General features: G+C 67.6%; 21 protein-coding genes. 16 read left to right on the top strand and 5 right to left on the bottom strand.

The window, feature by feature from the left end; all coding sequences use genetic code 11:
- From AC1D0A_RS19755 to AC1D0A_RS19735, 5 genes are all read left to right on the top strand, one after another.
- A partial coding sequence (locus tag AC1D0A_RS19755) for an LCP family protein (protein WP_476946603.1) occupies nucleotides 1-923 on the top strand: 923 nt, incomplete at its 5' end.
- Between the two features lie 27 nt (nucleotides 924-950).
- Nucleotides 951-3,167, top strand: a complete 2,217-nt coding sequence (locus AC1D0A_RS19750) for a S9 family peptidase (protein ID WP_476946602.1) — start codon at nucleotides 951-953, stop codon at nucleotides 3,165-3,167.
- 245 nt (nucleotides 3,168-3,412) lie between these two features.
- Nucleotides 3,413-4,195: a peptidoglycan-binding protein gene (locus AC1D0A_RS19745; protein WP_476946601.1), complete on the top strand. Its 783-nt coding sequence runs from the start codon at nucleotides 3,413-3,415 to the stop codon at nucleotides 4,193-4,195.
- Nucleotides 4,196-4,202: 7 nt separating this feature from the next.
- Entirely contained in the window at nucleotides 4,203-6,725 is a 2,523-nt protein-coding gene (locus AC1D0A_RS19740; RefSeq protein ID WP_476946600.1) for a hypothetical protein, read from the top strand.
- 478 nt (nucleotides 6,726-7,203) lie between these two features.
- The gene (locus AC1D0A_RS19735; protein ID WP_476946599.1) at nucleotides 7,204-7,830 is read left to right on the top strand and encodes a dihydrofolate reductase family protein; all 627 of its coding nucleotides are present in this window, start codon (nucleotides 7,204-7,206) and stop codon (nucleotides 7,828-7,830) included.
- 87 nt (nucleotides 7,831-7,917) lie between these two features.
- Here AC1D0A_RS19735 and AC1D0A_RS19730 read toward each other — a convergent pair whose 3' ends face one another.
- On the bottom strand, nucleotides 7,918-8,481 hold the full coding sequence (locus tag AC1D0A_RS19730) for a GNAT family N-acetyltransferase (RefSeq protein WP_079554917.1): 564 nt from the start codon (nucleotides 8,479-8,481) through the stop codon (nucleotides 7,918-7,920).
- Between the two features lie 60 nt (nucleotides 8,482-8,541).
- Nucleotides 8,542-9,711, bottom strand: a complete 1,170-nt coding sequence (locus AC1D0A_RS19725; protein WP_476946598.1) for an acetate kinase — start codon at nucleotides 9,709-9,711, stop codon at nucleotides 8,542-8,544.
- 222 nt (nucleotides 9,712-9,933) lie between these two features.
- On the opposite strand from AC1D0A_RS19725, the gene AC1D0A_RS19720 reads away from it, so the two are divergent.
- Nucleotides 9,934-10,197 (top strand): hypothetical protein, encoded by a 264-nt coding sequence (locus AC1D0A_RS19720; RefSeq protein ID WP_028276372.1) that lies wholly within the window; start codon nucleotides 9,934-9,936, stop codon nucleotides 10,195-10,197.
- A 42-nt stretch (nucleotides 10,198-10,239) separates the two neighbouring features.
- Here the strand turns inward: AC1D0A_RS19720 and pta are convergent, their stop codons facing one another.
- On the bottom strand, nucleotides 10,240-12,351 hold the full coding sequence (gene pta / locus AC1D0A_RS19715) for a phosphate acetyltransferase (protein ID WP_476946597.1): 2,112 nt from the start codon (nucleotides 12,349-12,351) through the stop codon (nucleotides 10,240-10,242).
- A gap of 91 nt (nucleotides 12,352-12,442) precedes the next feature.
- On the opposite strand from pta, the gene AC1D0A_RS19710 reads away from it, so the two are divergent.
- The 4 genes from AC1D0A_RS19710 (at nucleotide 12,443) to AC1D0A_RS19695 (ending at nucleotide 15,894) form a co-directional block, all read left to right on the top strand.
- A complete protein-coding gene (locus tag AC1D0A_RS19710; RefSeq protein WP_476946596.1) occupies nucleotides 12,443-12,973 on the top strand; it encodes a hotdog fold thioesterase in 531 nt (176 codons plus the stop codon).
- Between the two features lie 16 nt (nucleotides 12,974-12,989).
- On the top strand, nucleotides 12,990-14,318 hold the full coding sequence (gene paaK, locus AC1D0A_RS19705; RefSeq protein WP_476946595.1) for a phenylacetate--CoA ligase PaaK: 1,329 nt from the start codon (nucleotides 12,990-12,992) through the stop codon (nucleotides 14,316-14,318).
- Between the two features lie 31 nt (nucleotides 14,319-14,349).
- Nucleotides 14,350-14,955 carry a TetR/AcrR family transcriptional regulator gene (locus AC1D0A_RS19700; protein ID WP_028276376.1) on the top strand — a complete coding sequence of 202 codons (606 nt, stop codon included), beginning with the start codon at nucleotides 14,350-14,352 and terminating at the stop codon, nucleotides 14,953-14,955.
- A gap of 69 nt (nucleotides 14,956-15,024) precedes the next feature.
- Nucleotides 15,025-15,894: a DUF427 domain-containing protein gene (locus tag AC1D0A_RS19695; protein WP_476946594.1), complete on the top strand. Its 870-nt coding sequence runs from the start codon at nucleotides 15,025-15,027 to the stop codon at nucleotides 15,892-15,894.
- A gap of 243 nt (nucleotides 15,895-16,137) precedes the next feature.
- On the opposite strand, the gene AC1D0A_RS19690 is transcribed toward AC1D0A_RS19695, so the two are convergent.
- Nucleotides 16,138-16,278, bottom strand: coding sequence for a hypothetical protein (locus AC1D0A_RS19690; RefSeq protein ID WP_476943100.1), 141 nt, complete (start codon nucleotides 16,276-16,278; stop codon nucleotides 16,138-16,140).
- Here AC1D0A_RS19690 and AC1D0A_RS19685 point away from each other — a divergent pair.
- Nucleotides 16,241-18,232, top strand: coding sequence for a chloride channel protein (locus AC1D0A_RS19685; protein ID WP_476946605.1), 1,992 nt, complete (start codon nucleotides 16,241-16,243; stop codon nucleotides 18,230-18,232). The two genes, AC1D0A_RS19690 and AC1D0A_RS19685, sit on opposite strands and share 38 nt — an antisense overlap.
- A 31-nt stretch (nucleotides 18,233-18,263) precedes the next feature.
- Nucleotides 18,264-19,643, top strand: coding sequence for a glutamate decarboxylase (gene gad, locus AC1D0A_RS19680; RefSeq protein ID WP_476946593.1), 1,380 nt, complete (start codon nucleotides 18,264-18,266; stop codon nucleotides 19,641-19,643).
- A gap of 41 nt (nucleotides 19,644-19,684) precedes the next feature.
- Here gad and AC1D0A_RS19675 read toward each other — a convergent pair whose 3' ends face one another.
- Nucleotides 19,685-20,566: a helix-turn-helix transcriptional regulator gene (locus AC1D0A_RS19675; protein ID WP_243181917.1), complete on the bottom strand. Its 882-nt coding sequence runs from the start codon at nucleotides 20,564-20,566 to the stop codon at nucleotides 19,685-19,687.
- Between the two features lie 102 nt (nucleotides 20,567-20,668).
- On the opposite strand from AC1D0A_RS19675, the gene AC1D0A_RS19670 reads away from it, so the two are divergent.
- The 4 genes from AC1D0A_RS19670 (at nucleotide 20,669) to AC1D0A_RS19655 (ending at nucleotide 24,006) form a co-directional block, all read left to right on the top strand.
- Nucleotides 20,669-21,592 (top strand): MFS transporter, encoded by a 924-nt coding sequence (locus AC1D0A_RS19670; RefSeq protein WP_476946592.1) that lies wholly within the window; start codon nucleotides 20,669-20,671, stop codon nucleotides 21,590-21,592.
- A 78-nt stretch (nucleotides 21,593-21,670) separates the two neighbouring features.
- Nucleotides 21,671-22,552 carry an aldo/keto reductase gene (locus AC1D0A_RS19665; RefSeq protein ID WP_476946604.1) on the top strand — a complete coding sequence of 294 codons (882 nt, stop codon included), beginning with the start codon at nucleotides 21,671-21,673 and terminating at the stop codon, nucleotides 22,550-22,552.
- Between the two features lie 20 nt (nucleotides 22,553-22,572).
- Nucleotides 22,573-23,601 (top strand): aldo/keto reductase, encoded by a 1,029-nt coding sequence (locus AC1D0A_RS19660; protein WP_476946591.1) that lies wholly within the window; start codon nucleotides 22,573-22,575, stop codon nucleotides 23,599-23,601.
- A 72-nt stretch (nucleotides 23,602-23,673) separates the two neighbouring features.
- A complete protein-coding gene (locus AC1D0A_RS19655) occupies nucleotides 23,674-24,006 on the top strand; it encodes a carboxymuconolactone decarboxylase family protein (protein WP_243181921.1) in 333 nt (110 codons plus the stop codon).

The following is a 24,006-nucleotide window of genomic DNA, read 5'->3' as shown; positions in this document are numbered from 1 at the left end:
GAGCTACGGCACCGGCCGCCGCCCCGGCGGCCGCGACCGCGACGGCGGCCAGTCCCACGCCGGCGCCCGCCCCCMCGCCCMCCCCGGAACCACCCGCCGTCGCCCTCAACATCCTGCTGATCGGGAGCGACAGCCGGGTGAATGAGCGGGCGGCGGCGGCCAACGGCACCACCTCCGACCAGCGCGGCGACGCCCTTGTGCTGATCCACCTCCCGGCGGACCGGAAGAGCGTCTACGGCATCTCGATCATGCGCGATCTTTGGGTAGACATCCCCGGCCACGGAGCCGCGAAGGTGAATGCCGCGCTGGAACTGGGCGGCCTGCCGCTGATGACGCGGACGGTGGAGGCGCTGCTGGGTGCGCACATCGACCACACGGTGATGCTGGATTTTCAAGGGTTCGCGGCCATGACGGATGCGCTCGGCGGTGTCGACGTCAACATCAAACAGTCATTCACCGCCACAGCAGATGACAAAGTGCACTTTCCGGCGGGCGTGAACCACCTCAACGGGCTGCAGGCCCTGGCCTTTGTCCGCGAGCGCCATGCCTTCGCGGATGGCGATTACCAGCGGGTCCGGAACCAGCAGACGTTCTTGAAAGCCATGATGGCCAAGTTGGCTTCCGAAGGCGGCCTGGCGGACCGCGGCACCGTCCGCAAACTCATCAAGACGGTGCTGCCGCACGTGACCCTGGACGCAAGCTTCACCCTGGAGTCGCTGGAAAACCTCGCCTTCGGTCTGCGGAGCACGCCGCCGGGACGCGGCGTGTTCTTCACCCTGCCGACCGCCGGCACCGGGACCAGCCGGGACGGCCAGTCGATTGTCCTGAAGGACCCTGCCGCGACCGCAGCGCTCGCGGCCGCACTGCGCTCGGGAACGCTCGCCGGCTACGTGGCGGCCAACAATCTGCAGAACGGCAATTGAGGCGCCGCTCTTCGGTAGATTGGGTCCATGACCCAGACTCCCGCCCAGCCGTCCCCGCAGCCTCCCGTCGCCCGGAAAGTTCCCTCGGTGCGCACCCATCACGGCGACGCGTTCGAGGACAACTACGAGTGGCTCCGGGACAAGGAGTCCGCAGAGGTCGTGGACCTGCTCAAGGCGGAAAACTCCTACCAGGAGTCCGTGACCGCGCACCAGGAGCCGCTGCGCGAGGCGATCTTCCAGGAAATCAAGGGCCGCACCCAGGAAACTGACCTTTCCGTCCCGAACCGCAAGGACGGCTGGTGGTATTTCACCCGCTCGGTCGAGGGCAAGGAGTACGGCATCCACTGCCGCGTGCGCGGCCAGGACACCGGGGACCGCGTCGCGGACTGGACTCCCCCGGCCGTGGAGGCCGGCGTCGTCATCCCCGGCGAGGAAGTCCTCCTCGATGGCAACCTCGAGGCCGAGGGCAAGCCGTTCTTCGCCGTGGGCGGGGCCGCCACGACCATCGACGGCACCCTCTACGCCTACGCCGTGGACAACGCCGGCGACGAGCGCTTCACCCTGCGCATCAAGGACCTCCGCACCGGCGACTTGCTGCCGGATGTGATCGAGAACGTCTTCTACGGCATCTCCTTCTCCCCCGACGGCAGCCGGATCTTCTATACCGTGGTGGACGATTCGTGGCGGCCGTACCAGGTCAAGTCCCACGTGCTCGGCACACCCGTCGGCGAGGACACGGTCATCTACCAGGAGGACGACGTCGCCATGTGGCTCGGCTTCGAGCTCTCTGCCGACCGGCGGCACCTGGTGCTTAGCATCGGCTGCTCCGAGTTCGGCGAGACCCGCCTGCTGCGCTTTGATGACCCGGACGCCGGCCTGCGCACCGTGATCTCCCGCGACGAGCGCATCCTCTACGAGGCCGAGCCGTTCCTGCTGGCGGACGCCTCGGGGCGGGGCCGGGAGCGGATCCTGCTCACGCACAACAAGGACGCCATCAATTCCATGGTCTCGCTGGTGGACCCGGCCGAGCTCGCAAAGCCGCTCGCCGAGCAGTACTGGGATACCGTCGTCGCCCATTCCGACCAGGTCCGGGTCAACGGCGCCGGCGTCACGTCGACCCACGCGGTGGTTTCCGTGCGCAAGGACACCATTGAACGGGTCCAGGTCCTGCCCCTGGCAGGACTGGGCACCCCGGAGCAGGGCGCCGCCGTGGAGCCTGCGTTCACCGAAGAGCTGTATACCGCCGGCGTCGCGGGCTCCGACTACGAGGCGCCCGTGATCCGGATGGGCTACACCTCCTACTTCACCCCGTCGCGGGTCTACGACTTTGTGCTGCCCACCCCGGAGCTCCCGGCCGGTGAACTCCTGCTGCGCAAGGAAAGCCCGGTGCTGGGCGGCTACACGCCGTCGGACTACGTCGCCACCCGGGAATGGGCGGTGGCGTCCGACGGGACCCGGATTCCGCTCTCGGTCCTCCGCCACGCCTCCGTCCGGCAGGATTCGACGGCGGCCGGCCTGGTGTACGGCTACGGCTCCTACGAAATGAGCATGGATCCGGGCTTCGGGATCCCCCGGTTGTCCCTGCTGGACCGGGGCATCGTGTTTGTGATCGCCCACATCCGGGGCGGCGGCGAGCTGGGCCGGCACTGGTACGACGACGGCAAGAAGCTGCACAAGAAAAACACGTTCACCGACTTCATTGCGGCCACGGACTGGCTCGCCGGTTCCGGCTGGGTGGACCCGGCACGGATCGCGGCGATGGGCGGCTCCGCCGGCGGCCTGCTCATGGGCGCGGTCGCCAACCTGGCGCCGGAAAAGTACGCGGCGATCGTTGCCGCCGTCCCGTTCGTGGACGCATTGACCACCATCCTGGACCCCGACCTGCCGCTCTCGGCGCTGGAGTGGGAGGAATGGGGCAACCCGATCACCGACCCGGACGTGTACGCGTACATGAAGTCGTACACGCCCTACGAGAACGTCCGTGCCGTGGCGTACCCGAAGATCGCCGCGGTCACCAGCTTCAACGACACCCGCGTGCTCTACGTGGAGCCGGCCAAGTGGGTGCAGCGGCTGCGCGAGGTGAACACCGGCGGCGAACCCGTCGTTCTGAAAATCGAGATGGAAGGCGGCCACGGCGGCGCGTCGGGCCGATACGTGCAGTGGCGCGAACGGGCCTGGGACTACGCGTTCGTCGCCGATTCCCTCGGCGCCACCGAACTGCTGCCCGGGGCCGGACTGAAGTAAGAACCCCATCGGTTGCTCCGTAGCCGCCCTTTTGGACCTCCATGGGGGCAGTTACGGAGCAATCGATGCGTTTTCCGGCCGGTCAGCGGGCTTTCCGGCGTTAATCCGGGAGCCCGCTACCGATATTTGGTCATCATGCTTACTATTTACTGGCATGATGGGCACTTCGACGTGGAACCCGTCCGCTGGGGGCGGGGCGTCGTAGGGCTTTGACCGGGCACTGGGTGCCGGAGATGGAGTTTGTTATGAACGTTGAGCAGGGAATGACCCCGTTGACTGATGATGAGCTGATGGCGCAGGGCGGCACGGCTCTCCCGGACAAGGAAGTCGCCTCCGTCCTGGACCTGAACGCCGACCTGAACCTCGGGATCAGCGCCGCGGCGCCGATCGACCTCGGCATCGCGGCCAACGCCAACGTTGCCGCCCCGATTGATGCGGCTGCCTCGGCAAACGTGCTCTCTTTCGGGTCTGAGTCCCAGGCCCTCGCCGACCAGGGCACCATTATCAACCAGGGCGTCACGGGCGATGCCACGGCAGACTCCACCCAGGACAGTGTCATCGACCAGGGCACCGGTGCGGATGCCGGGACCACAGCAGGTTCTGCCGCAGCGCCTGCCGCCACCGATGCGGCCACGCCTGCCGCCACGGCCGACCTCGGCGGCGCCGTACCCGCCGGCACGGTACCCGCCGATGCCACCGGCGTCCTGCCGGATGGCACGGCCCCGGACCTGGGCGGCGCGCTGCCGACTGACGTGGGAGCCGCCGCCGGCGCCGCGGGTGCCCTCAGCGGCAACCTGCTCAACGTCGATGTGAACCTGGACGCCAACGCCGGCATCGCGGCACCGATCAATGGTGCGGTGGCCGCCAACGCCAACGTGGCCGCGCCGATCGACGCTGCCGTCGGCGCCAACATCGGCTCCATCGACAGCAACGCGTTCGCCGTCGCCCAGCAGGATGCCATCATCAACCAGGACATCCATGGCGACGCTACGGCGTCGGCTGACCAGCAGTCCGACCTGAAGCAGTAGCACCTAGATGAGCACTGTGCACGGAGGGCCGTCCGGTCAGGACGGCCCTCCGGCCCTGCCTGCCACCGGCGGCGCCACATCCGCCGCCACATCGCCCGACGCCGGCGCACGCGCACGCGGCGACGCTGCCGGCCCGCCGTCGTCCGCCGCGGTCGGCCTGCAGCCGGTTCCGGTGCGGGCCGCCGGCGTCCAGCTGATCGGCGAGGCGAAGGGATCCGGTTACAAGGAAGCCCCGTCCCTCGTACGCCGTTCCGACGGCCAGACCATCCAGCTCACCCGACTGCTGTACCTGGTGCTCGAGGCGATCGACGGCGAGCGGGGCCTGGAAGAAATCGCCGGGCACGCCAGTGACAGTTTCGGACGGCTCGTCAGTGCCGAGAACGTCCGCACCCTGATCACTTCCCAGCTGCTCCCCCTCGGCCTCCTGCAGCTGGCGGACGGCTCCGAGCCGGCGGTAAAGAAATCGAACCCGCTGCTGGGTATGCGCTTCCGGTACTCGGTGACCGATCCGGACCGCACCCGGAAGATCACCGCGCCGTTCGCCACGCTGTTCAACCCCTTGATCGTGGTGGCCGTGACCGCGGCCTTCCTGGCCACGTGCTGGTGGGTGCTGATGGTCAAGGGTCTGGCATCGGCCACGCATGAGGCCTTTGCCAACCCCGGACTGGTGCTTTTGATCCTGGTGGTCACGGTGCTCTCGGCCGGTTTCCATGAGTTCGGCCACGCCGCCGCCGCCCGCCGCGGCGGGGCCACCCCCGGCGCCATGGGGACCGGCCTGTATCTGATGTGGCCGGCCTTCTATACCGACGTCACGGATTCCTACCGGCTGGGGCGCGGCGGCCGGCTGCGCACGGACCTCGGCGGACTGTACTTCAACGCCATCGTGGCCGTCGCGATCATGGGCATCTGGTGGGCCACCGGCTTCGATGCGCTGCTGCTGGTGGTGGTCACCCAGATCCTGCAAATGGTCCGGCAGCTGATGCCGCTGGTCCGCTTCGACGGCTACCATATCCTGGCCGACGCTACCGGTGTCCCGGACCTGTTCCAGCGCATCAAGCCCACGCTGCTGGCCCTGGTGCCGTGGCGGAAGACCGATCCCGAAGCCGGGCTCCTGAAGCCCTGGGCGCGGGCCGTGGTCACCATCTGGGTGCTGGTCACGGTCCCCCTGCTGCTCTTCAGCATGGCCACCATGGTGCTCACCCTGCCGCGCGTCCTGGGCACCGCCTGGGATAACGGCCTGAAGCAGCAGGCCATGCTTTCCCACAGCGTCGCCACCGGGGACCTCGCCGACGCCGCCGTCCGGGTGATCGCGATCGCCTGCCTGGCGCTGCCGGTGCTGGGCATCTTCTACATCCTGTTGCGCCTGGTCCGCCAGCTGGCCACCGGCCTGTGGCGCAAGACCCGCGGAAAGGCCCTCCAGCGTGCCACCGCCATCGTTGCGATCGCGGCGGTGGCGGCGGGCCTCGCCTGGGCCTGGTGGCCGGGAGCTGACACCTACCGCCCGGTCCAGCCCTACGAGCGCGGCACCCTGGCCGACGCCACCACCGCCGTCTTCCCGGCCTCCGCCGCGTCCCGGATGGCCGAGGGCCAGTCGGGAACGACCGTTGCACTGTGGCCGGAGGGCGCCCGGAGGCCCACACGCGAGGACCCGCAGCTGAGCATGGTCCTGGTGCCCCGGCAGTCCGGCACGGCCAGCACGGCCGCCCCCGCGGCGGCGCCGGCTGCCCCTTCCTGGGTCTTCCCCTTCGACAAGCCGGCCGCTCCGGAGGACGACGGCAACCAGTCGCTCGCGGTCAACACCACTGACGGTTCCGTGGTCTACGACGTCGCCTTCGCCCTGGTCTGGGCCGAGGACGGTGACACCGTGGACACACGGAATGAGGCCTACGCGTTTGCCAGCTGCGCGGACTGCGCCGCCGTGGCGGTGGGCTTCCAGGTGGTCCTGATTGTGGGACAGACCGATGTGATCGTTCCGGAAAATCTCTCGGCGTCGGCGAACTATAACTGCGTCCGGTGCCTGACCTACGCCTTGGCCAGCCAACTTGTCCTGACCCTGGATGGGCCCCTGAGCAGCGACGGCACGGCCAGGCTTAACGAGCTGTGGCAGGAGATCGCCGCCTACGGCAAGGACCTGCGGAACCAGCCACTCTCGGAGATCCAGGGCCGGCTCAGCGCGTACAAGGAACAGATCATGGCGGTCATCAAGGCCGATCCGAGCGCCACCCCGGCCGGGTCCGCCGGTACAGCCCCGACGCCGGGCGGCACTCCTGCCGCCACGCCTGGTGCCGGTACCGCTGCCACGCCCGGTACGACGTCGGGAGCCACTGCCGAAACCACCCCCGGCAGCACGCAGGCCCCGGCCCCGGGGCCCACGGGAGCCACGGCGCCGGGTGACGGTACGACGTCGTCCGGTCCCGCCCCGGGCTCCGGTGCCACGGAGCCGGCAGGGCAGCAGCTGACGCAACCCGCGGCTCCCGCACCGGGCGCGGTCTCACCGGCGCCGGCATCCACCGCGCCGCCGGCGCCCTAAGGCGAGGACCGATTTTGGGTCCGAATCGGGTTCGGGTTGGGCCCGAATCGGGTTCGGCTTGGGCCCGAATCGGGTTCGGCTTGGGCCCGAATTGACGCAGATGGCCGGAATGAGGACTTCATTCCGGCCATCTGCGTCAGATCGGCGTCTCGACAGACCGCCACCGCATCAGAGCGCTTCCCCGTCAAGTCGGTACTTCCCTTAGATTGGCGCTTCCTTAGATTGACGCGTCCCTTAGATTGGGGCCTCGTTGCGCCGTCGGATGCCGGATACCTGCTGCCGGGCCTTCCATTCATCCGCGGGGATGGTGTACACCATTTCCGTGGCCCGTTCGTCCTTGTTGTGCCACTTGCCACTTGCCGTGATTCCAGGCCCAGCCCGGGCCGGTGAACCCGGCACCCGGTGAGCCCAGCCCGGGCCGGTGAACCCGGCACCCGGAGCACCCAGCACCCAGCACCCAGCACGGAGAGGCAACACGATGAGACTAACGCTGACAGAGTTCCTCACATTGGACGGCGTGGCGCAGGGTCCTGGATCGCCCGAGGAGGATACCAGCGACGGCTTCTCACAAGGAGGTTGGTTCGTCCCCTACCTTGACGAGGAATTCATCCAGCAGGCGGCGCACTGGCTGGGTGAGGCGGATGCGTTGCTGTTCGGCCGCCGGACCTACGTCAACTTTGCGAGGGACTGGCCGAGAATCACGGACCCTGATGATCCGTTCTCTGAGAAGATGAACGGTTTGCCGAAGTACGTGGTCTCGCAGAGCCTGGCGCAGGCTGGTTGGGCGCCCACGACCATCCTGTCCGGGGACGTCCCCGCACAGGTCGCTGAGTTGAAGAGGCAGCCCGGCCGGGAGTTACAGATCCACGGGAGTGCCCGGCTGGCCCAGTCGCTGCTGGCGAAGGGGCTGATCGACGAACTGAGGCTGGTGATCGCCCCTGTCGTGGTGGGTAACGGCAGGCAACTGTTTCCGGCCGGAGGCGCCCCGGCGGGCCTGCGTCTGGTCGGCAATGAGGCGACGCCGGGCGGACTCGCGATTCTTGTCTATGAGTCGGCGGGGCTTCCGACGTACGGGACCTATGAACCTGGTTCGTCCGGCACCTGAGGCCCGTGGTTGAGCTTGAGGCCGATTGTTGAGTCGGCCGCTACGCTGCACCAGGCGGAGGTGCCCGGGTTCAAGCGCCGGGCCCGGTCAGCGGGCCTTCCACTCGTCCGCGAGGATGGCGTACACCACCTCCGTGGCCCATTCGCCCTTGTAGTGCCATTTGTCCACCTGCCGTGATTCCAGGCGCATGCCGAGCCGTTCACAGAGTGCCGCCGAGGCCGTGTTCAGGGCATCGAGCTTGGCGTCAATGCGGTGGAAGCCCAGGTCCTCAAAGCCGAGCTTCAGCAGTGCCCGGGCGGCCTCGCTGGCGATGCCCCGTCCCCGCGCCTCCGGGGCCAGGCTCCAGCCGATCTCGGCCTGCCCGCACCCCTCCAGCCACTTCAGCACCACCTCGCCGAGGAGCCCGGGCGAATCCTGGGCCTCAATCGCCAGGGCCACCCAGTCACCCTCCTTCTCGAACTCGAAGTTGGCGTATCGCCCCACCGTTTCCATCGACTGGGTGTAGCTCTTGGCCTCGCGGGGCAGGAACCGGGCGGTTTCCGGGAGCGAGTGGTAGGCATGGAAGGCATCGAGGTCGGCAGCTGCAAAACGCCGCAGCACCAGCCGCTCGGTGCGGATGGGCAGCGGAGGCAGCGGCTTGGGTTCATTCATGTCCCCAACGCTACCCATCCGCTGCTCCGGAAGCGCCGTTTTGCGCGGCCAAAAGGGCGGCTACGGAGCAACGGAGGCCTGCGCGACGACGGCGGCCGTTGCCTCCGCGATCGCCCGTTCCTCGTCGGTGGGGACCACCAGGACCGGCAGGGCCGATGTCGGGGTGGAAATGACGCGGGGTTCCCTGGACCGTTCCCGGTTCAGCCCGGCGTCGAGTTCGACCCCGAGGGCACCGAGCCGCTGCGCCACCAGGTTCCGGAACTGGTGCGAGTTCTCGCCGATTCCGGCCGTGAACACAAGGGCCTTCGCGCCGCCCACGGCCACGTGGTAGCCGCCGATGTACTTCGCGAGCCGGTAGGAGGCGACCGCCAGGGCCATGGCCGCCTTGGCATCGCCGGCTTCCGCGGCCTCCACCACGGAGCGCATGTCGTTGTTGCCGGCCAGGCCTTTGAGCCCGGACTGCCGGTTCAGCATCGAATCCAGGTCCTCGGGTGACCATCCGTTCCGGCCGAGGAAGACCAGGATGGACGGGTCGAGGTCGCCGGATCGGGTGCCCATGACGAGTCCCTCGAGGGGCGTGAATCCCATGGACGTGTCGATTGACTGGCCGCCGCGGATCGCGGTGACCGAGGCGCCGTTCCCCAGGTGGGCGATCACGGCGTCGAACTCCTCGACCGGAACGTCCAGCAGCGCCGCCGCCCGGTGCGCGACGTATTCGTGCGAGGTGCCGTGGAAGCCGTAGCGGCGGATCCCGTGGTTCGTGTAGAGCTCGTCCGGCACCGCATAGCGCCAGGCGTGCTCGGGCAGGGTGCGGTGGAAGGCGGTGTCGAACACGGCCACCTGCGGCAGTTCGGGCCACTTCTTCGAGATCGCGCGGATGCCAAGGACGTTGGCGGGGTTGTGCAGCGGGGCGAGCGGGTTCAGCCGCTCAATGGCCCGGGTGATCTCGTTGTTGACCAGCACCGGCTCGGCGAAGCGCTCCCCGCCGTGCACCACGCGGTGGCCGACGGCATCCAGTACGCGGTCCCCCAGGGCGTCGTGGATGGCCGCGTCCACCTGCTCCAGCGCCTCGGCGTGGTCGCGCGGGCCCTCGATCTGGCCGTCGCCCTCACCGCCGGCACCCATGCCGATCTTCTCGATCAGGCCTTCGGTGAGCACGCTGCCGGCCTCGACGTCGCGCACCTGGTACTTGAGCGAGGACGAGCCGGAGTTGATGACGAGCACGAGCATGGGGCCTCCTAAGCCTTGGCTTCGACGCTACCCGAGGGTGCGCCGGGACTGGCATCACGCCGGAGCCTGGCCGAGCGCTCCGTGGGATCCACTATAAATTGCCGGACCAAATTGCCGGAACGCCAGTGGCGCCCATCCGTTGCGAAAGCCAGTCCGTTGCGAAAGCCGGGCCGGGCGCCTAGAGTCGGCGGACCAACTGGACAACTCACGAGGGGGATTTCCATGACTGACGACGCGACGCAGCCGGAGGGCACCGAACCAGCGGGCACCGAACCCGCCAGCGGTTCCGGTAAACCGGATCCCACCGGCGTCGTCGGCGCGAACCCGGCCTTGGACGACACAGGAAACCCCAAGGCCGCCGAGGTCGGCGAAGCGCCCGAGGCCCCCGAGAATCTGGAGGACCTGGATCTCACGCCGGCGGGCCTGGCCGATGAGCCCGCCAAGGAGGAAGACCCCGAAAGTCCGGCGAAGCCGGAAAACAGCTGACGGAAAACAGCTGAGCCGGAACAGCTGACGGAAAACAGCTGACTATGCGCGGGCAGCCGCAGGTTCCGGCTCGGTAGCGGGCTCCACGGACTGCGCCTGCACGGCGGTGATGGCCACCGTGTTCACGATGTCCTCCACGGTGCACCCGCGCGAGAGGTCGTTAACCGGCTTGCGGAGGCCCTGCAGGACCGGCCCGACGGCGACCGCACCCGAGGACTGCTGCACTGCCTTGTAGGTGTTGTTGCCGGTGTTCAGGTCCGGGAAGATGAACACGGTCGCCTGCCCTGCCACGGACGAGCCCGGCATCTTGGACGCGGCGATGGCGGCGTCGACGGCGGCGTCGTACTGGATGGGGCCTTCAACGGCGAGATCCGGCCGGCGGTCCTTCACGACTTCGGTGGCCTGCCGGACTTTGTCCACTGCTTCCCCGGTCCCGGATCCGCCGGTGGAGTAGGACAGCATGGCCACCCGCGGCTCCACGCCGAACTGGGCTGCGGTCTCGGCTGAGGCCAGCGCGATATCCGCCAGCTGCTCCGCGTTCGGGTCAGGGTTGACCGCGCAGTCGCCGTAGACCAGCACCCGGTCCGGCATCAGCATCAGGAACACCGAGGAGACGATTTTTACGCCGTCCCGGGTCTTGACGAACTCCAGCGCGGGCCGGATGGTGTGAGCCGTGGTGTGCGCGGCGCCGGACACCATGCCGTCCACCACGCCGAGCTGCACCATCATGGTGCCGAAGTAGCTGCCGTCGAGCATGACTTCCAGCGCCCGGGCCAGGTCCACGCCCTTGTGCGCCCGCAGCTCCGCGTACTTCTGGGCAAACTGCTGGCGCAGCTCCGACGTCGCGGGGTCCACGATGCTCATGCCGGAGAGGTCGATGCCCTGGGTGGACGCCAGCTCCCGGACCGCCGACTCATTGCCCAGGATCGTGAGGTCGCAGACGTCCCGCCGGTGCAGAATTTCGGCGGCCCGCAGGATCCGCACGTCGTTCCCCTCGGGCAGGACAATGTGCCGGCGCTGCAGCCGGGCCCGCTCAATGAGATCGTGCAGGAACCGCAGCGGCGTCATCCGCTCCAGCCGCGGCAGGTGCAGCCGCTCCACCAGCTCGGCCTCGTCCACGCGCTTAGCCCACAGCCCCACGGCCGAGGCCACCTTGCGGCGGTGCCCCGACCAGATCTCGCTGCGGACCTCGGACACCCGTTTGGCGGTGGTGTAGGTATCGTCCGGGGCCGCGAACACGGGGAATGGTGCCTGCGCCAGCAGCGAGTAGATGTTGGGGTCCGGGGCCAGGCCGCCGGTGAGGATGAGCGCCGACGGCACCGGAAACTCGGGCGAGAACGACGACGCGAGGCACGCGACCATCACATCCGCACGGTCACCCGGGACGATCACGAGGGCGCCGTCGTCGAGCACGTGCAGGAAGTTGGCCACGTTCATCGCCGCCACCTTAATGGAATGGACGTCGCGTTCCATGTCCTGCCGGCCGGCCACCTGGCGGATCCCGAGGGCCGAGGCCACCTCCCCGGTGGTGGGCCGTGCGATGTCGTCCAGCTCGGGGAAGACGTAGACGGGGCGGCCGGACGCGCCGGGCTTCACGGCGGCGACGATCCCGTCCACGTCCTCCGGGTCGGCGCGGTTCACCATGATGGCCAGGAGGCTGCAGCGTTCCGCCGCCAGTTCCTTGCGGGCAACCTCGACGGCGTCGGCAGCCTCCGCGACGGTCCGCCCCTTCGCGCCCACCACGGCGACGATCGAGGCGGCCAGGTTGTTCGCGAGGCGAGCGTTGAGGTCGAATTCGACGGCGGCATCCTGGCCGGTGAGGTCCGTCCCCTCCACAATCACCACGTCGCAGTGGCGGGACATTTCGGCGAAGATCTCCACGCAGCGGGCGTCGATCTCGGCCCTGCTTCCCTCGGCCAGCAGCCCGCGGACCTCGGCAAACGTCAGGCCGCCGCGGCAGCGCTGGTCATCAAGATCGAACCGGGCCTTCATCAGCGCCACCATCGGGTCCGCCGCGGCGTCGTTGCCGTGAACCACAGGCTTGAAGAAGCCGATCCGGTCCGCGTGCCGGTGGAGGGTGTCCGCCAGCCCCAGCGCTATGAGGGACTTGCCGGAGCCCGGGGTGGTCGCGCTGACGTAAATTCCTTTGGCCATGTGTCCCAGCATACTTACACCCCTTGACAGCGGGCACCCACATGGGATTACCTAATGAACATTCGGTAAATAAAGCTGGAGGCAACGACGCATGGCTGAACTGACGGTTTCCGGGGGCACCCACCCCATCCTGAAAGACGACTACGCCTCGGAATGGATGGGCATCGAAGTCCTGGCGCTGGACGACGGGCATGCCACGATCCGCATGACGCTCCGGCAGGAAATGCTCAACGGCTTCGGCATGGCCCACGGCGGAATGATCTTCGCCTTCGGCGACACCGCCTTCGCCCTCGCCTGTAACCCGGCCAACCCGCTCCCGGGCGAGGACTCCAACATCACGGTTGCTGCCGGCGTCGACATCAACTTCCTGAAGCCCGCCTTCCGCGGACAGGTGCTGACCGCCGTCGCGAACCGCCGCGCCAGCACCGGACGCAGCGGGCTGTACGACATCCAGATCTACGCCGCCGACTCTGGCGCGGGCCTCCCGGCGGCGGCACCGGCCGGCGCGGCCCCCGCAGCAACCCTTCCGGGCCAGCTCCCCACCGATACCGCTACCGACGCCCCTACGTGGGAACTCATCGCCGAGTTCCGCGGCCGCAGCCGCACCATCTCCAAGAAATAGAAACAGGGAACCACTGATGACCCAAGAAACTGCCGCCGCCACTACCGACGCTGTCCTGGACCGCGAGGAGACCATCTCCCGCGACGAGCTCGAGGCCCTTCAGCTCAGCCGCCTGCAGCACACGGTGGCCTATGCCTATGACCGCGTCCCCCTGTACAAGCGCAAGTTCGATGAGGCCGGCGTCCACCCGGCGGACCTGCGTGAACTCTCCGACCTCGGCAAGTTCCCCTTCACCACCAAGGAGGACCTGCGCCTCGAGTACCCCTTCGGCATGTTCGCCGTGCCGCAGAACGAGGTAGCGCGGATCCATGCCAGCTCCGGCACGACGGGCCGCGCCACCGTGGTGGGCTACACGAAGAAGGACCTCGCCGACTGGGCCAAGCTTGTGGCCCGCTCGCTGCGCGCCTCCGGCGTCCGGCCCGGCATGAAGGTCCACAACGCCTACGGCTACGGGTTGTTCACCGGCGGCATGGGCGCCCACGCCGGCGCCGAGGCCCTCGGCTGCACCGTCATCCCGATCTCCGGCGGCCAGACCGAGCGCCAGATCACCCTCATCCAGGACTTCAAGCCCGACGCCATCCTGGCCACCCCCACCTACCTGCTGACCATTGCCGACGCCATGATCAAGCAGGGCATCGACCCGGCCTCCACGTCGCTGAAGTACGCGGTCCTGGGCGCCGAGCCGTGGACCGAGGAAATGCGGCACGAGCTCGAGACGACCATGAACCTCAAGGCCTGCGACATCTACGGCCTCTCCGAGGTCATGGGCCCGGGCGTCGCCGGCGAAGCCGTGGAAACGCAGGACGGCAGCCACATCTGGGAGGACCACTTCCGGCCCGAGATCATCGACGCCTTCGACCCCACCGTGGTGCTGGGCGACGGCGAACCCGGTGAGCTGGTGTTCACCTCGCTCACGAAGGAAGCCCTGCCGATCATCCGGTACCGCACCAAGGACCTCACGCGGCTCCTGCCCGGCACCGCACGGCCGGCACACCGCCGCATGGGCCGCATCACCGGCCGCAGCGACGACATGATCATCCTGCGCGGGGTGAACCTGTTCCCGTCCCAAATCGAGGAGATCGCCCTGCGCATCCCCGAGCTCAGCCCGCACTTCCAGCTGGAACTGACCCGGCCCGAGGGCCATCGGATGGACCAGATGACCGTCAAGATCGAGCGCCGCGACGCCGTCAGCGTCGAGGGCGCGGCGGCGGCTGCCAAGGCCCTGCAGCAGCAGATCAAGATCCACGTCGGTTCCTCCTGCACCGTCGACGTCGTCGACCCCGGCTCGCTGGAGCGGTCCAACGGCAAGCTGCGCCGGATCTACGACATGCGCCCCAAGGGCTGAGTGAGCACCAGATCGTGAGAAACTAGCCACTATGCCCAGCACAGCAACCACCACCAAGCGCGGCCGCCCCGGCTATGACCAGCAGTCGGTGCTGGTCATCGCCGTCGACGTCTTCAACCGCCACGGCTACGATGCCACCTCGATGGGTATCCTTGCTGAGAACCTGGGCATCTCCAAGTCCGCGATCTACCACCACGTCCCGTCCAAGGGTGACCTGCTGAAGCTAGCCCTGGACCACGCCCTGGGCGGGCTCGAGGCGATCCTGGACCAGCCCGGGGCAACCTCCGGTTCGGCCGATGCCCGGCTGGAGTTCGTGGTCCGCCAGACCATCTCGGTGCTGGTGGAGCGGCTGCCCTTCGTGACGCTGCTGCTGCGCCTGCGCGGGAACACGGAGATCGAGCGGGATGCATTGGAACGGCGCCGCACCTTCGACCACAAGGTCGCCGCACTGATTTCCGAGGCCCGGGATGAGGGCTCGCTCCGCCAGGACATTGACCCCCGCACCGTCACCCGGCTGCTGTTCGGCACCATCAACTCGATCGTCGAGTGGTACAAGCCGGGCGGCTCGCTGTCCCCGGAGAAGCTGGCCGACGACGTCATCACCATGGCGTTCCACGGCCTACACGTCCCCCGCTGACCGCCCGCCGGCCGGCGGGTGGCCGGGACAGTCGTTGACGGCAGGATAACGGACGCCCACCCTGTAGTCATGGCCACGAAGATATCTGACGTCCTCTTCAGCACGTTCCCCGATTTGCGTTACCAGCCCACCGCAAAAAGGGTCCGTGCCATGGTGGGCGGGCGTGCCGTCGTCGACACTCTGGGTGCGCTCTTGGTGTGGGAGCCCAAACGCATCACCCCCATCTACGCAGTTTCCGAAGGCGACCTCCGGGCCGAACTGGCGCCGCCGGGGCAGCAGGCGGGCGATGTCCCGGAACACGGCTTCAGAGTGAGCCGGGAGGGGCCGCGGGCACTGGATCCGCGCACGGGGTTCGGCAGGCACACGGCGGCCGGTGAGGAGCTCGACGTCGTCACCCCCCATGCGAGGCTGCCCCGCGCCGCCTTCCGGCCGGCGGACCCCGACCTCGCCGGCTACGTGGTGCTGGATTTCAACGCCTTCGACTGGCTCGAGGACGACGAGGAGATCATCGGCCACCCACGTGATCCGTTCCACCGTGTGGACATCCGGGCGTCCTCGCTCACCGTTGAGGTAGGGCTCGACGGCGTCACGCTCGCCGCGACGAACGGCGCGCAGCTGCTCTACGAAACCATGCTGCCGGTGCGCTACTACATTCCGCCGTCGGATGTGCGGCTGGATCTGATGGAAGAGAGCCCCAAACGGACCATCTGCCCGTACAAGGGCCAGGCGAGCTACTGGAGCTACCCTGCTTCCGGGCAGGGCAGGAACGTCGCGTGGAGCTATGACCGGCGGCTCCTCGACGCCGCCCAGATCCACGGACTTGTCAGTTTCTTCAATGAGAGAGTGGACATCACGGTGGACGGCGTCCGGCAGGAGCGCCCGGTCACGCCGTGGTCACGCCCGGACGGAGCGGGGGCACCGGGGGCACCTGGGGTGTGAACCGCAGCGCTTTGGTTCTCTTTCACCCGCATTGGGTGACGACCGCCCCCCACTGGAAGGGTTAGCTTGGAGAACATCTGAAGGACCACCTCTATCGCTTGTGAGACCTCGCTAAAGGCTCCCGCCGTCTGGCGGAAGGAGGAGGGATGATGTTCTGCTCGTTGATCATCGGTGACCCGCGGTGTTGCCGGACGGGCACGCCACCCCGAGTTGGAAAAAGGACATTCGGGGTCACCCGAATCGTCACAGCCGCGCCGGGTTGCCGGGAATGAGCGAGCCTGCCGCATCGCCGCCCAGTTTCGATCCGGCCGTCGTCATTCGTTCCAGGGCGTACATCTCTGCGCTCGTGCTGGCTGCGGTCTTGGGCGTTCCCATCTCGGTCATTGCGTACGGCTTTCTCGCTTTGGTCGCGGTGGTCCAGCAGTACGTCTTCGTAGGCCTGCCGGAACAAGTCCTCGGGAGTCCCGTTCCTGCCTGGTGGCCGGTTCCCTGGTTGGTGCTGTGTGGGCTGTTGACGGCGTCGACCATACGGTATCTGCCGGGAACCGCGGGCCACTCACCGGCTTTCGGCTTCAAGACGGGCGGCGGTCCGCCCAGCGGCCGGGAGCTCGTGGGCATTATTCTCGCGGCACTGACCACGCTCAGCCTGGGTGCGGTGCTCGGGCCGGAGGGTCCGCTGATCGCGATCGGTGGCGGCCTCGGGGCGTTGGCGGTGCACCTGGCGAAGAAGGACGCTCCGCCGATGGCCCTGACGATCATGGCGTCGGCCGGCAGCTTCGCAGCGATCAGTACCCTGCTCGGATCCCCCGTGCTCGGTGCATTCCTGATCATGGAGGCCGCCGGGATCGGGGGAATGACGCTGAGCCTGATGGCCCTGCCCGGACTGCTCGCTTCCGGCGTCGGGGCGCTGGTGTTCGTCGGCCTGGACGGCTGGACCGGGCTGGGCAGCTTCTCGCTGGCGCTGCCCGTCGTGCCGCCTGCGGTGCCGCCGACCCTGGCGACGCTGGGCTGGGCGGTGATCATGGGCGTCGTCGGCGCGCTGTTGGGATGGTTGATCCGCTGGGTCGGGCTCTCGCTTCGTCCGGTCGTGCACCTGAACCGGATATTGGTGACCTCTGGGCTCGGCCTGCTGATCGGTCTTGCCGCGATGGCCTACCAGTTGATCTCTGGGAACAGCTTCACGCAGGTCTTGTTCTCGGGGCAGGACGCCCTTCCGGATCTGGTCGAACACGCCACGGACTACTCGCTTTCGGCGCTCCTCCTGCTGATCTCTTGTAAGGCCTTTGCCTACGGGCTCTCGCTGAGCGCATTTCGTGGTGGGCCCGTGTTCCCTTCGATGTTCATCGGTGCGGCGCTCGGTATTGTCGCGAGCGGGTTGCCCGGAATGAATCTCGCGGCAGGACTCGGCATGGGCATGGGAGCCATGTGCGCAGCCATGCTGCGGCTGCCGTTGACGTCGACCCTGCTGGCCACGCTGCTGCTGGGAGTGGACGGTGTGGCGGTAACACCGCAGGTGGTGGTGGCTGTGGCGGTGGCCTTCGTGATCTCCAACGTGCTCCCGGTCCCGGGCCCGAAAGGGCCCGTGGCGCCTGACGCTGGCGGGAAGGTCCGCCATCGGGCTGACTCGAAGTCCGGCCATGCAAGTGAGATGTCGAGCGCGGGAGGTTCGACCGGACGGGACCGGTGGATCGCGTGGTTGTTCATCATTGGCTCGAGTCTGTTCGCCTTGGGGGCGGTTCCGTCATACGCCGAGGCCGTGGGATTGCGCTTGTGCGCGATCACCTTCTTCGTCGGTTCGCTGTTCTTCACCAGTGCGTCGTTCCTGCAGTACCGCGAAGCCGTTGACGCCCTCCCGTTCCTGGGGGCCAAGCGCCGCCACTGGTTTTGGGTGTGGGCGCCACGGAATCTCGGCTGGCTCGCCTGCGCAGTTCAACTTGCCGGCACGCTGTGGTTCAACTGGAGTACGGGAAACGCATTGCGGGTCAATCTCAGTGTGGCGCTGACCGAGCAGCGGGTGTGGCGACCCGATGCGCTGGGTTCAGTCGCCTTCCTCGTTGCCAGCGGTGTGGCGTTGCGGGATGCCGGTCGCGCCATTGCCGGCAGGCCCAGGCCCCGGGTGTGGAAAATCGGCGTGATCAACCTGGCCGGCTCTGTTGCGTTCGGCGTCTCGGCTCTGGCGGCCTTTGTCATACCGTCGAGCGGCGATGTCTGGAACGCCGACCTGGCCACTCTCGGCACCCTCGTAGGAGCCCTGTGCTTCCTCACCGGCGCGATTCTGATGCTGAGTCCAGAATCCGCCGCCGTCTCGGTTCCCGCGGACCGGGGAGCTCATCCGTAACCCCCTTTCAACAGTCTCGTGAGGAGAAGTGATGTCAATAAATTCCCAGCCGGCGGACGCCGACGTGGCACTGTTCGGCAACCGATTTGTCACCCAGGAGGTTCCGAGCCGGGAGTTCCCGGAGACCGGCATTCCTGCTGAGGACGCTTTGCGGCTGGTGTCGGAGGACCTGGCGCTGGAGGGTGATCCGGCCCGGAACCTGGCCACCTTCGTAACGACATGGATGGAGCCGCAGGCCCAGCAGATCATCGCAGCGAACCTGCACCGCAATTTCATCGACCACGCCGAATATCCCCGCACGGCCGAAATCGAGCAGCGCTGCATTCGGATGCTTGCAGACCTTTTCCACGCGCCCGGCGAGACGACGGGCGCCCGGACCCAGGGATCGTCCGAGGCGATCATGCTCGGCGGCCTGTCCCTGAAGTGGAACTGGCGCAAACGCCGCGAGGCCGCCGGCGCATCGACGTCGAGCCCTAACCTGGTGTTCGGCGGCGACGTGCATGTTGTGTGGGAGAAGTTCTGCCGCTACTTCGACGTCGAGCCGCGGATCGTGCCCCTGCAGCCGGGGAAGTACACGATCGGCCCGGAGGACGTGGAGGCCCATATCGATGAGAACACCATCGGCGTCGCAGCCGTGCTGGGCACGACGTTCACCGGGCACAAAGACGACATCGCCGGCATCAACGACCTGCTGGTCCGGATCAAGGGTGAGCGGGGCCTTGATGTGCCGCTGCACGTGGACGGGGCCAGTGGGGGGTTTGTCTGGCCCTTCCTGTACCCGGACTCCAAGTGGGACTTCCGGCTCGAGCAGGTCCGCTCGATCAATGTCTCCGGACACAAGTTCGGACTGGTCTATCCCGGCATCGGCTGGCTGATCTTCCGGGAGAAGGCCGACCTGGCCAAGGACCTTGTTTTTGAGGAGAACTACCTCGGCAAGACCGACTCGACGTTCACCCTGAACTTCTCCACCGGCTCGTCGATGGTTCTCGCCCAGTACTACAACTTCGTGCGCTACGGCCGCACCGGCTACACCTACATCATGCAGAACATGCAGACCAACGCCCGCGCCCTCGCCGAGAAGTTGGAGGCCATGGGCCGGTTCGAGATCATCGGCCCCGACGAGGAGCAACTTCCCCTGGTTGCGTTCCGGCTCGCCGCCGACCCCGGGTACGACGAGTTCGACATTGCCTGGCAGCTCTCGGCCGAACGCGGCTGGATGGTGCCGGCCTACACCCTGCCGCCGAACGCCCAGAACGTGACGATCATGCGTGCGCTGGTCAAGGAAACGATGAGCCGCGAGCACGTCGACACGCTCGCCCGGGATATCGAGGAGGCGTGCTCAACGCTGGCGAAGAAGGGCGGCGCGCACGAATCCGAACGAAAGAAGATCGTCACCGGACCCGGGCATTGACAGGTTGGCGCCAACAATGAGCGCGGCGCAGGAACGGTCGGTCATTTCTTCTCCCTGACTGCGGCCGCTGCCGTCTCGCGCTGGGTGGCGGCCCAGCTGGCGAGGACTTTCAGGGCGTCCTCGGAGGGTGTCCCGGGATCTGCCGTGTAGACGTTGATGCGCAGCCCCGGGTCCGCGGGCAGTTCCAGTGCCTCGAAGCTCAGGTCCAGGTCCCCCACGATCGGGTGGTGGAGCCGTTTGCGGCCGGTGCGGTGGTACTTCACGTCGTGCCTCGCCCACCGGGTGCGGAACTCCTCGCTGCGGGTCGAAAGCTCTCCGACCAGGTCCGAGAGGTCCCTGTCGTAGGGGTTTTTCCCGGCGGTGGACCTCAGGACCGCGACGATGTCGTCCGCGCTGCGTTCCCAATCGGCGAAGAACTCCCGCGCTTTCGGGTTCAGGAAGGTGAACCGTGCACTGTTCGGCGGAGTCACCTGCTCAGCCATCATGTCCAGGTAGAGGGCACGGCCGAGTTCGTTGGCGGCAAGGACATCCCCGCGGTCGTTGCGGACCCAGGCCGGCGCCGTCGTGATCGCATCAATGACGCGTTGCACGCTCGGCCGCACCGTCTGCGGGCTGCGCTTTCGCCGCACCCGGGGAGCGGCCGTGGCCGCGCGGGCCAGGTCAAAAAGGTGGGCCGTCTCGGCGTCGTCAAGCTTCAGTGCCCGGCAGAGGGCTTCAAGGACGCTGTCCGAGGCGCCGGAGAGGTTTCCGCGCTCAAGGCGTATGTAGTAATCGATGCTCATCCCGGCGAGCATCGCGACTTCCTCGCGGCGCAGCCCGGTAACGCGGCGGTTTCCGCCGTAGACCGGGAGGCCGGCCTCCTCTGGCGTGATCCTGGCACGGCGGGAGGTCAGGAACTTCCGCACGTCGTCGCTGTGTGTCATGGCCTCCACGCTACCCGCGGCCTATGCGACGAGGGAGGCACTGGCATTACCCGGAACGTCCGTGACTCCCCGCCGTTGAGAAATCACGGTTCCATGGAAAACATGAATCCTGAACCCGCAGCTACTGGCCGCCCGGCGGCGATCCTGGCGATCATCCTCGCCAGCTACTTCATGATCCTGCTGGACAACTCGGTCATCTTCACGGCCCTGCCGAGCCTGCAGGCCGATCTCCAGCTGGGTACCGGGGAGCTTTCCTGGGTCCAGGACGCGTACACGCTGGTCTTCGGCGGCCTGCTGCTTCTCGGCGCCCGGGCCGGCGACCTCCTCGGCCGCCGGCGTGTCTTCGTGTTCGGGCTGGTGGTGTTCTCGGTCGCGTCCCTGCTGATCGGGCTGGCCCCGGCGGGCTGGTGGGCGATCGCCGGCCGGGCGATCCAGGGCATCGGGGCGGCGATCGTCGCGCCCGCCTCCCTGTCCCTGCTCACGGCGAGCTTCCCGGAAGGCCGTGAGCGCACGCGGGCCGTGGCGTTATACGGCGCCACCGCAGGGATGGGTGCCAGCCTGGGACTGGTCATCGGCGGGGCGCTGGCGCACTGGATCTCCTGGCGTGCCGGGTTCTTCGTCAACGTGCCCATCGGCGCCGCGATGATCGCACTCGCTCCGCGGTTCCTCCCGGAAACCGGCAGGGCCCGCGGCCGCTTCGACCTGTTCGGCGCGCTCAGCGCGACCCTGGGTGTCGGCGCGCTCGTGTTCGGCATCATCAACACCGCCGACGCTGGCTGGGCCTCCGCGGCCACCTGCCTCGGGCTGGGCATCGCGGTCGCGGCCGCAGCCACTGTCCCGGCCGCCGGCGCTGCCGCAGCGCACCTGGCCACGCAGGTCAGCGCTGCCCTCACCACGGGCAGTGTCCTCCTGCTCCTGGCCCTGGCTGTCACCGCGGCCCTCATTCTGCCCGCTGATCTGGCCGCCCGCCGGGCCCGGACACCGCTCGGGGCCGCACCCGCACCCCTGGCCGAGGCCGCCCGCTGACCTGTCAACATCCGAAAAGGGGGTACTCACGTGCCCTCCCACAATCCCGCACACCTGAATACCGTGAAAGGCATGAACATGGAACTTACTCTCAATAACGGCGTCACGATGCCCGCCCTCGGACTGGGCGTCTTCCAAAGCGCACCGGAGCAAACGACGGCGGCCGTCGAAACGGCGCTGGCGGCCGGCTACCGGCACATCGACACTGCCGCGGCGTACGGCAACGAGCGGGAGGTCGGTGAGGGCATCCGCAACTCGGGCCTGGACCGTTCCGACGTGTTCATCGAGACCAAAGTCTGGGTCAGCGACTACGGGTACGACCAGACGCTGCACGCCTGGGAGAAGGCTGTTGGCAAGCTGGGCGTCGACTACCTGGACCTGTTCATCCTGCATCAGCCCGCCCCCGACCGCTTCGAAAGAACTGTCGGCGCGTACAAGGCACTGGAGACCCTGCTTGCTGACGGGCGCGTCCGGGCGATCGGTGTCAGCAACTTCATGCCGCACCACCTGGTGCAGTTGCTGGCGGCCACAGACGTCGTCCCGGCGGTGAACCAGATTGAGCTGCACCCGTACTTCGCCCAGCCCGCCGTCCAGGCAAAGGACACCGAACACGGCATCCTTACCCAGGCGTGGTCACCGATCGGAGGCATCACTTTTTACCCCGGATGGGGCGAGAAGCGCAGGAACGTGATGGAAGACCCGACTATCACCGGCATCGGACAAACACACGGAAAAAGCCCCGCCCAGATCATGATCCGCTGGCACCTGCAGCAGGGCCGCTCAGCCATCCCGAAGTCGACCAACCCCGCACGCATCGCGGAGAACTTCGACGTCTTCGACTTCGAACTCGGCGCCGACGAACTCGCCGCCATCGACGCACTCGACACCGGCGTGCGCAACGGACCGGATCCCGACGAGGCCCGCGAAGAACGCTTCGCCATGGTCATCCCCGAAGCCTGAGACAGAGAGAAGGCACCATCATGGAATACCGTCCCCTTGGCCGCACCGGCGTGCGGGTCAGTCCCTTATGCCTCGGCGCGATGATGTTCGGCCCCTGGGGCAACAATGACACCGCGGACTCCATTCGAATCATCCACCGCGCCCTCGACGCGGGAATCAACTTCATCGACACCGCCGATGTCTACTCCGGCGGGGGATCCGAGGAAATCGTCGGGCAGGCACTGGAAGGCCGGCGTGAGGACGTGTTCCTCGCCACGAAGTTCTTCATGCCCATGAGCGAGGACGAACCCAACCAGCGGGGTGGATCCCGCCGCTGGATCATGCGGGCGGTCGAAGACTCCCTTCGCCGCTTGAACACCGATTACATCGACCTCTACCAGGTGCACCGGCCCAGCCCGGATACCGACGTCGAGGCGACTCTCGGCGCCCTCACCGACCTGGTCCGCCAAGGGAAGGTGCGGTACGTCGGCTCCTCGTCGTATTCCGGGTCGCAGATCGTGGAAGCCCAATGGGCATCCCGGGAACGCAACCTCGAGCGGTTTGTCACCGAGCAGCCGCCGTACTCGATCCTGGTCCGCGGTATCGAGGAGGACATCCTTCCCACGGTGCAGCGCCACGGTATGGGCACCCTGACCTACAGCCCGCTCAGCGGCGGCTGGCTCTCCGGGCGCTGGCGTAAAAACGCAGCCTCCGCGCCCACCTCAACCGCGCGGCCGAACGCCCGGTTCGACATGACGAGCCCGGCCAACCAGCGCAAGCTCGACATCGTAGAAGAACTCGCCCGCCTCGCTGAACAAGCCGGGCTGACGCTCATCGAACTGGCCATCGCCTTCGTGATCAACCACCCCGGCGTCACGGCCGCCATCGTGGGACCGCGCACCATGGAACAGCTCGAGTCTTACCTGCCCGCCGCGGACATCACCTTGGCCAGCGACGTGCTGGACCGCATCGACCAGCTCGTCGCACCCGGCGTTACCGTCAACCCGGACGACAACAGCTATGGCGCCAACGAACTCACGCCCCTGGCGCGGCGACGCAAACAACTGTGACCAACGAGGCGGTTGAAGCCCTGCATGAAGCCCTGTGCAGCAATTCCAGTTTCCACTGAAAGAAGGAAAATCATGACTGACCAACCCCAACAGATCGGCGGAGGCCGGAACATGTTCGGAGACTTCGCCCCGAAGCTCGCCGAGCTCACCGACGACGTCCTGTTCGCGGACGTCTGGAACCGCCCGGAGCTTCCGGCCCGTGACCGCAGCCTCATCACCGTCGCCGTACTCACCGCCGGCGGCAACACCGAACAGCTCGGCTTCCACCTTGGCCGCGCCCTCGAGAACGGCGTCACCCGGGAAGAACTCATCGAAGCCATCACCCATGTCACGCTCTACGCAGGCTGGCCCAAGGGCATGGCCGCCATGGGCGTCGCCAAGCGACTCTTCACCGAGAGCGAGTAA

It is taken from the genome of Arthrobacter sp. P1_D4, assembly GCF_056406115.1.
This window is presented reverse-complemented; position numbering and strand designations above follow the sequence as displayed.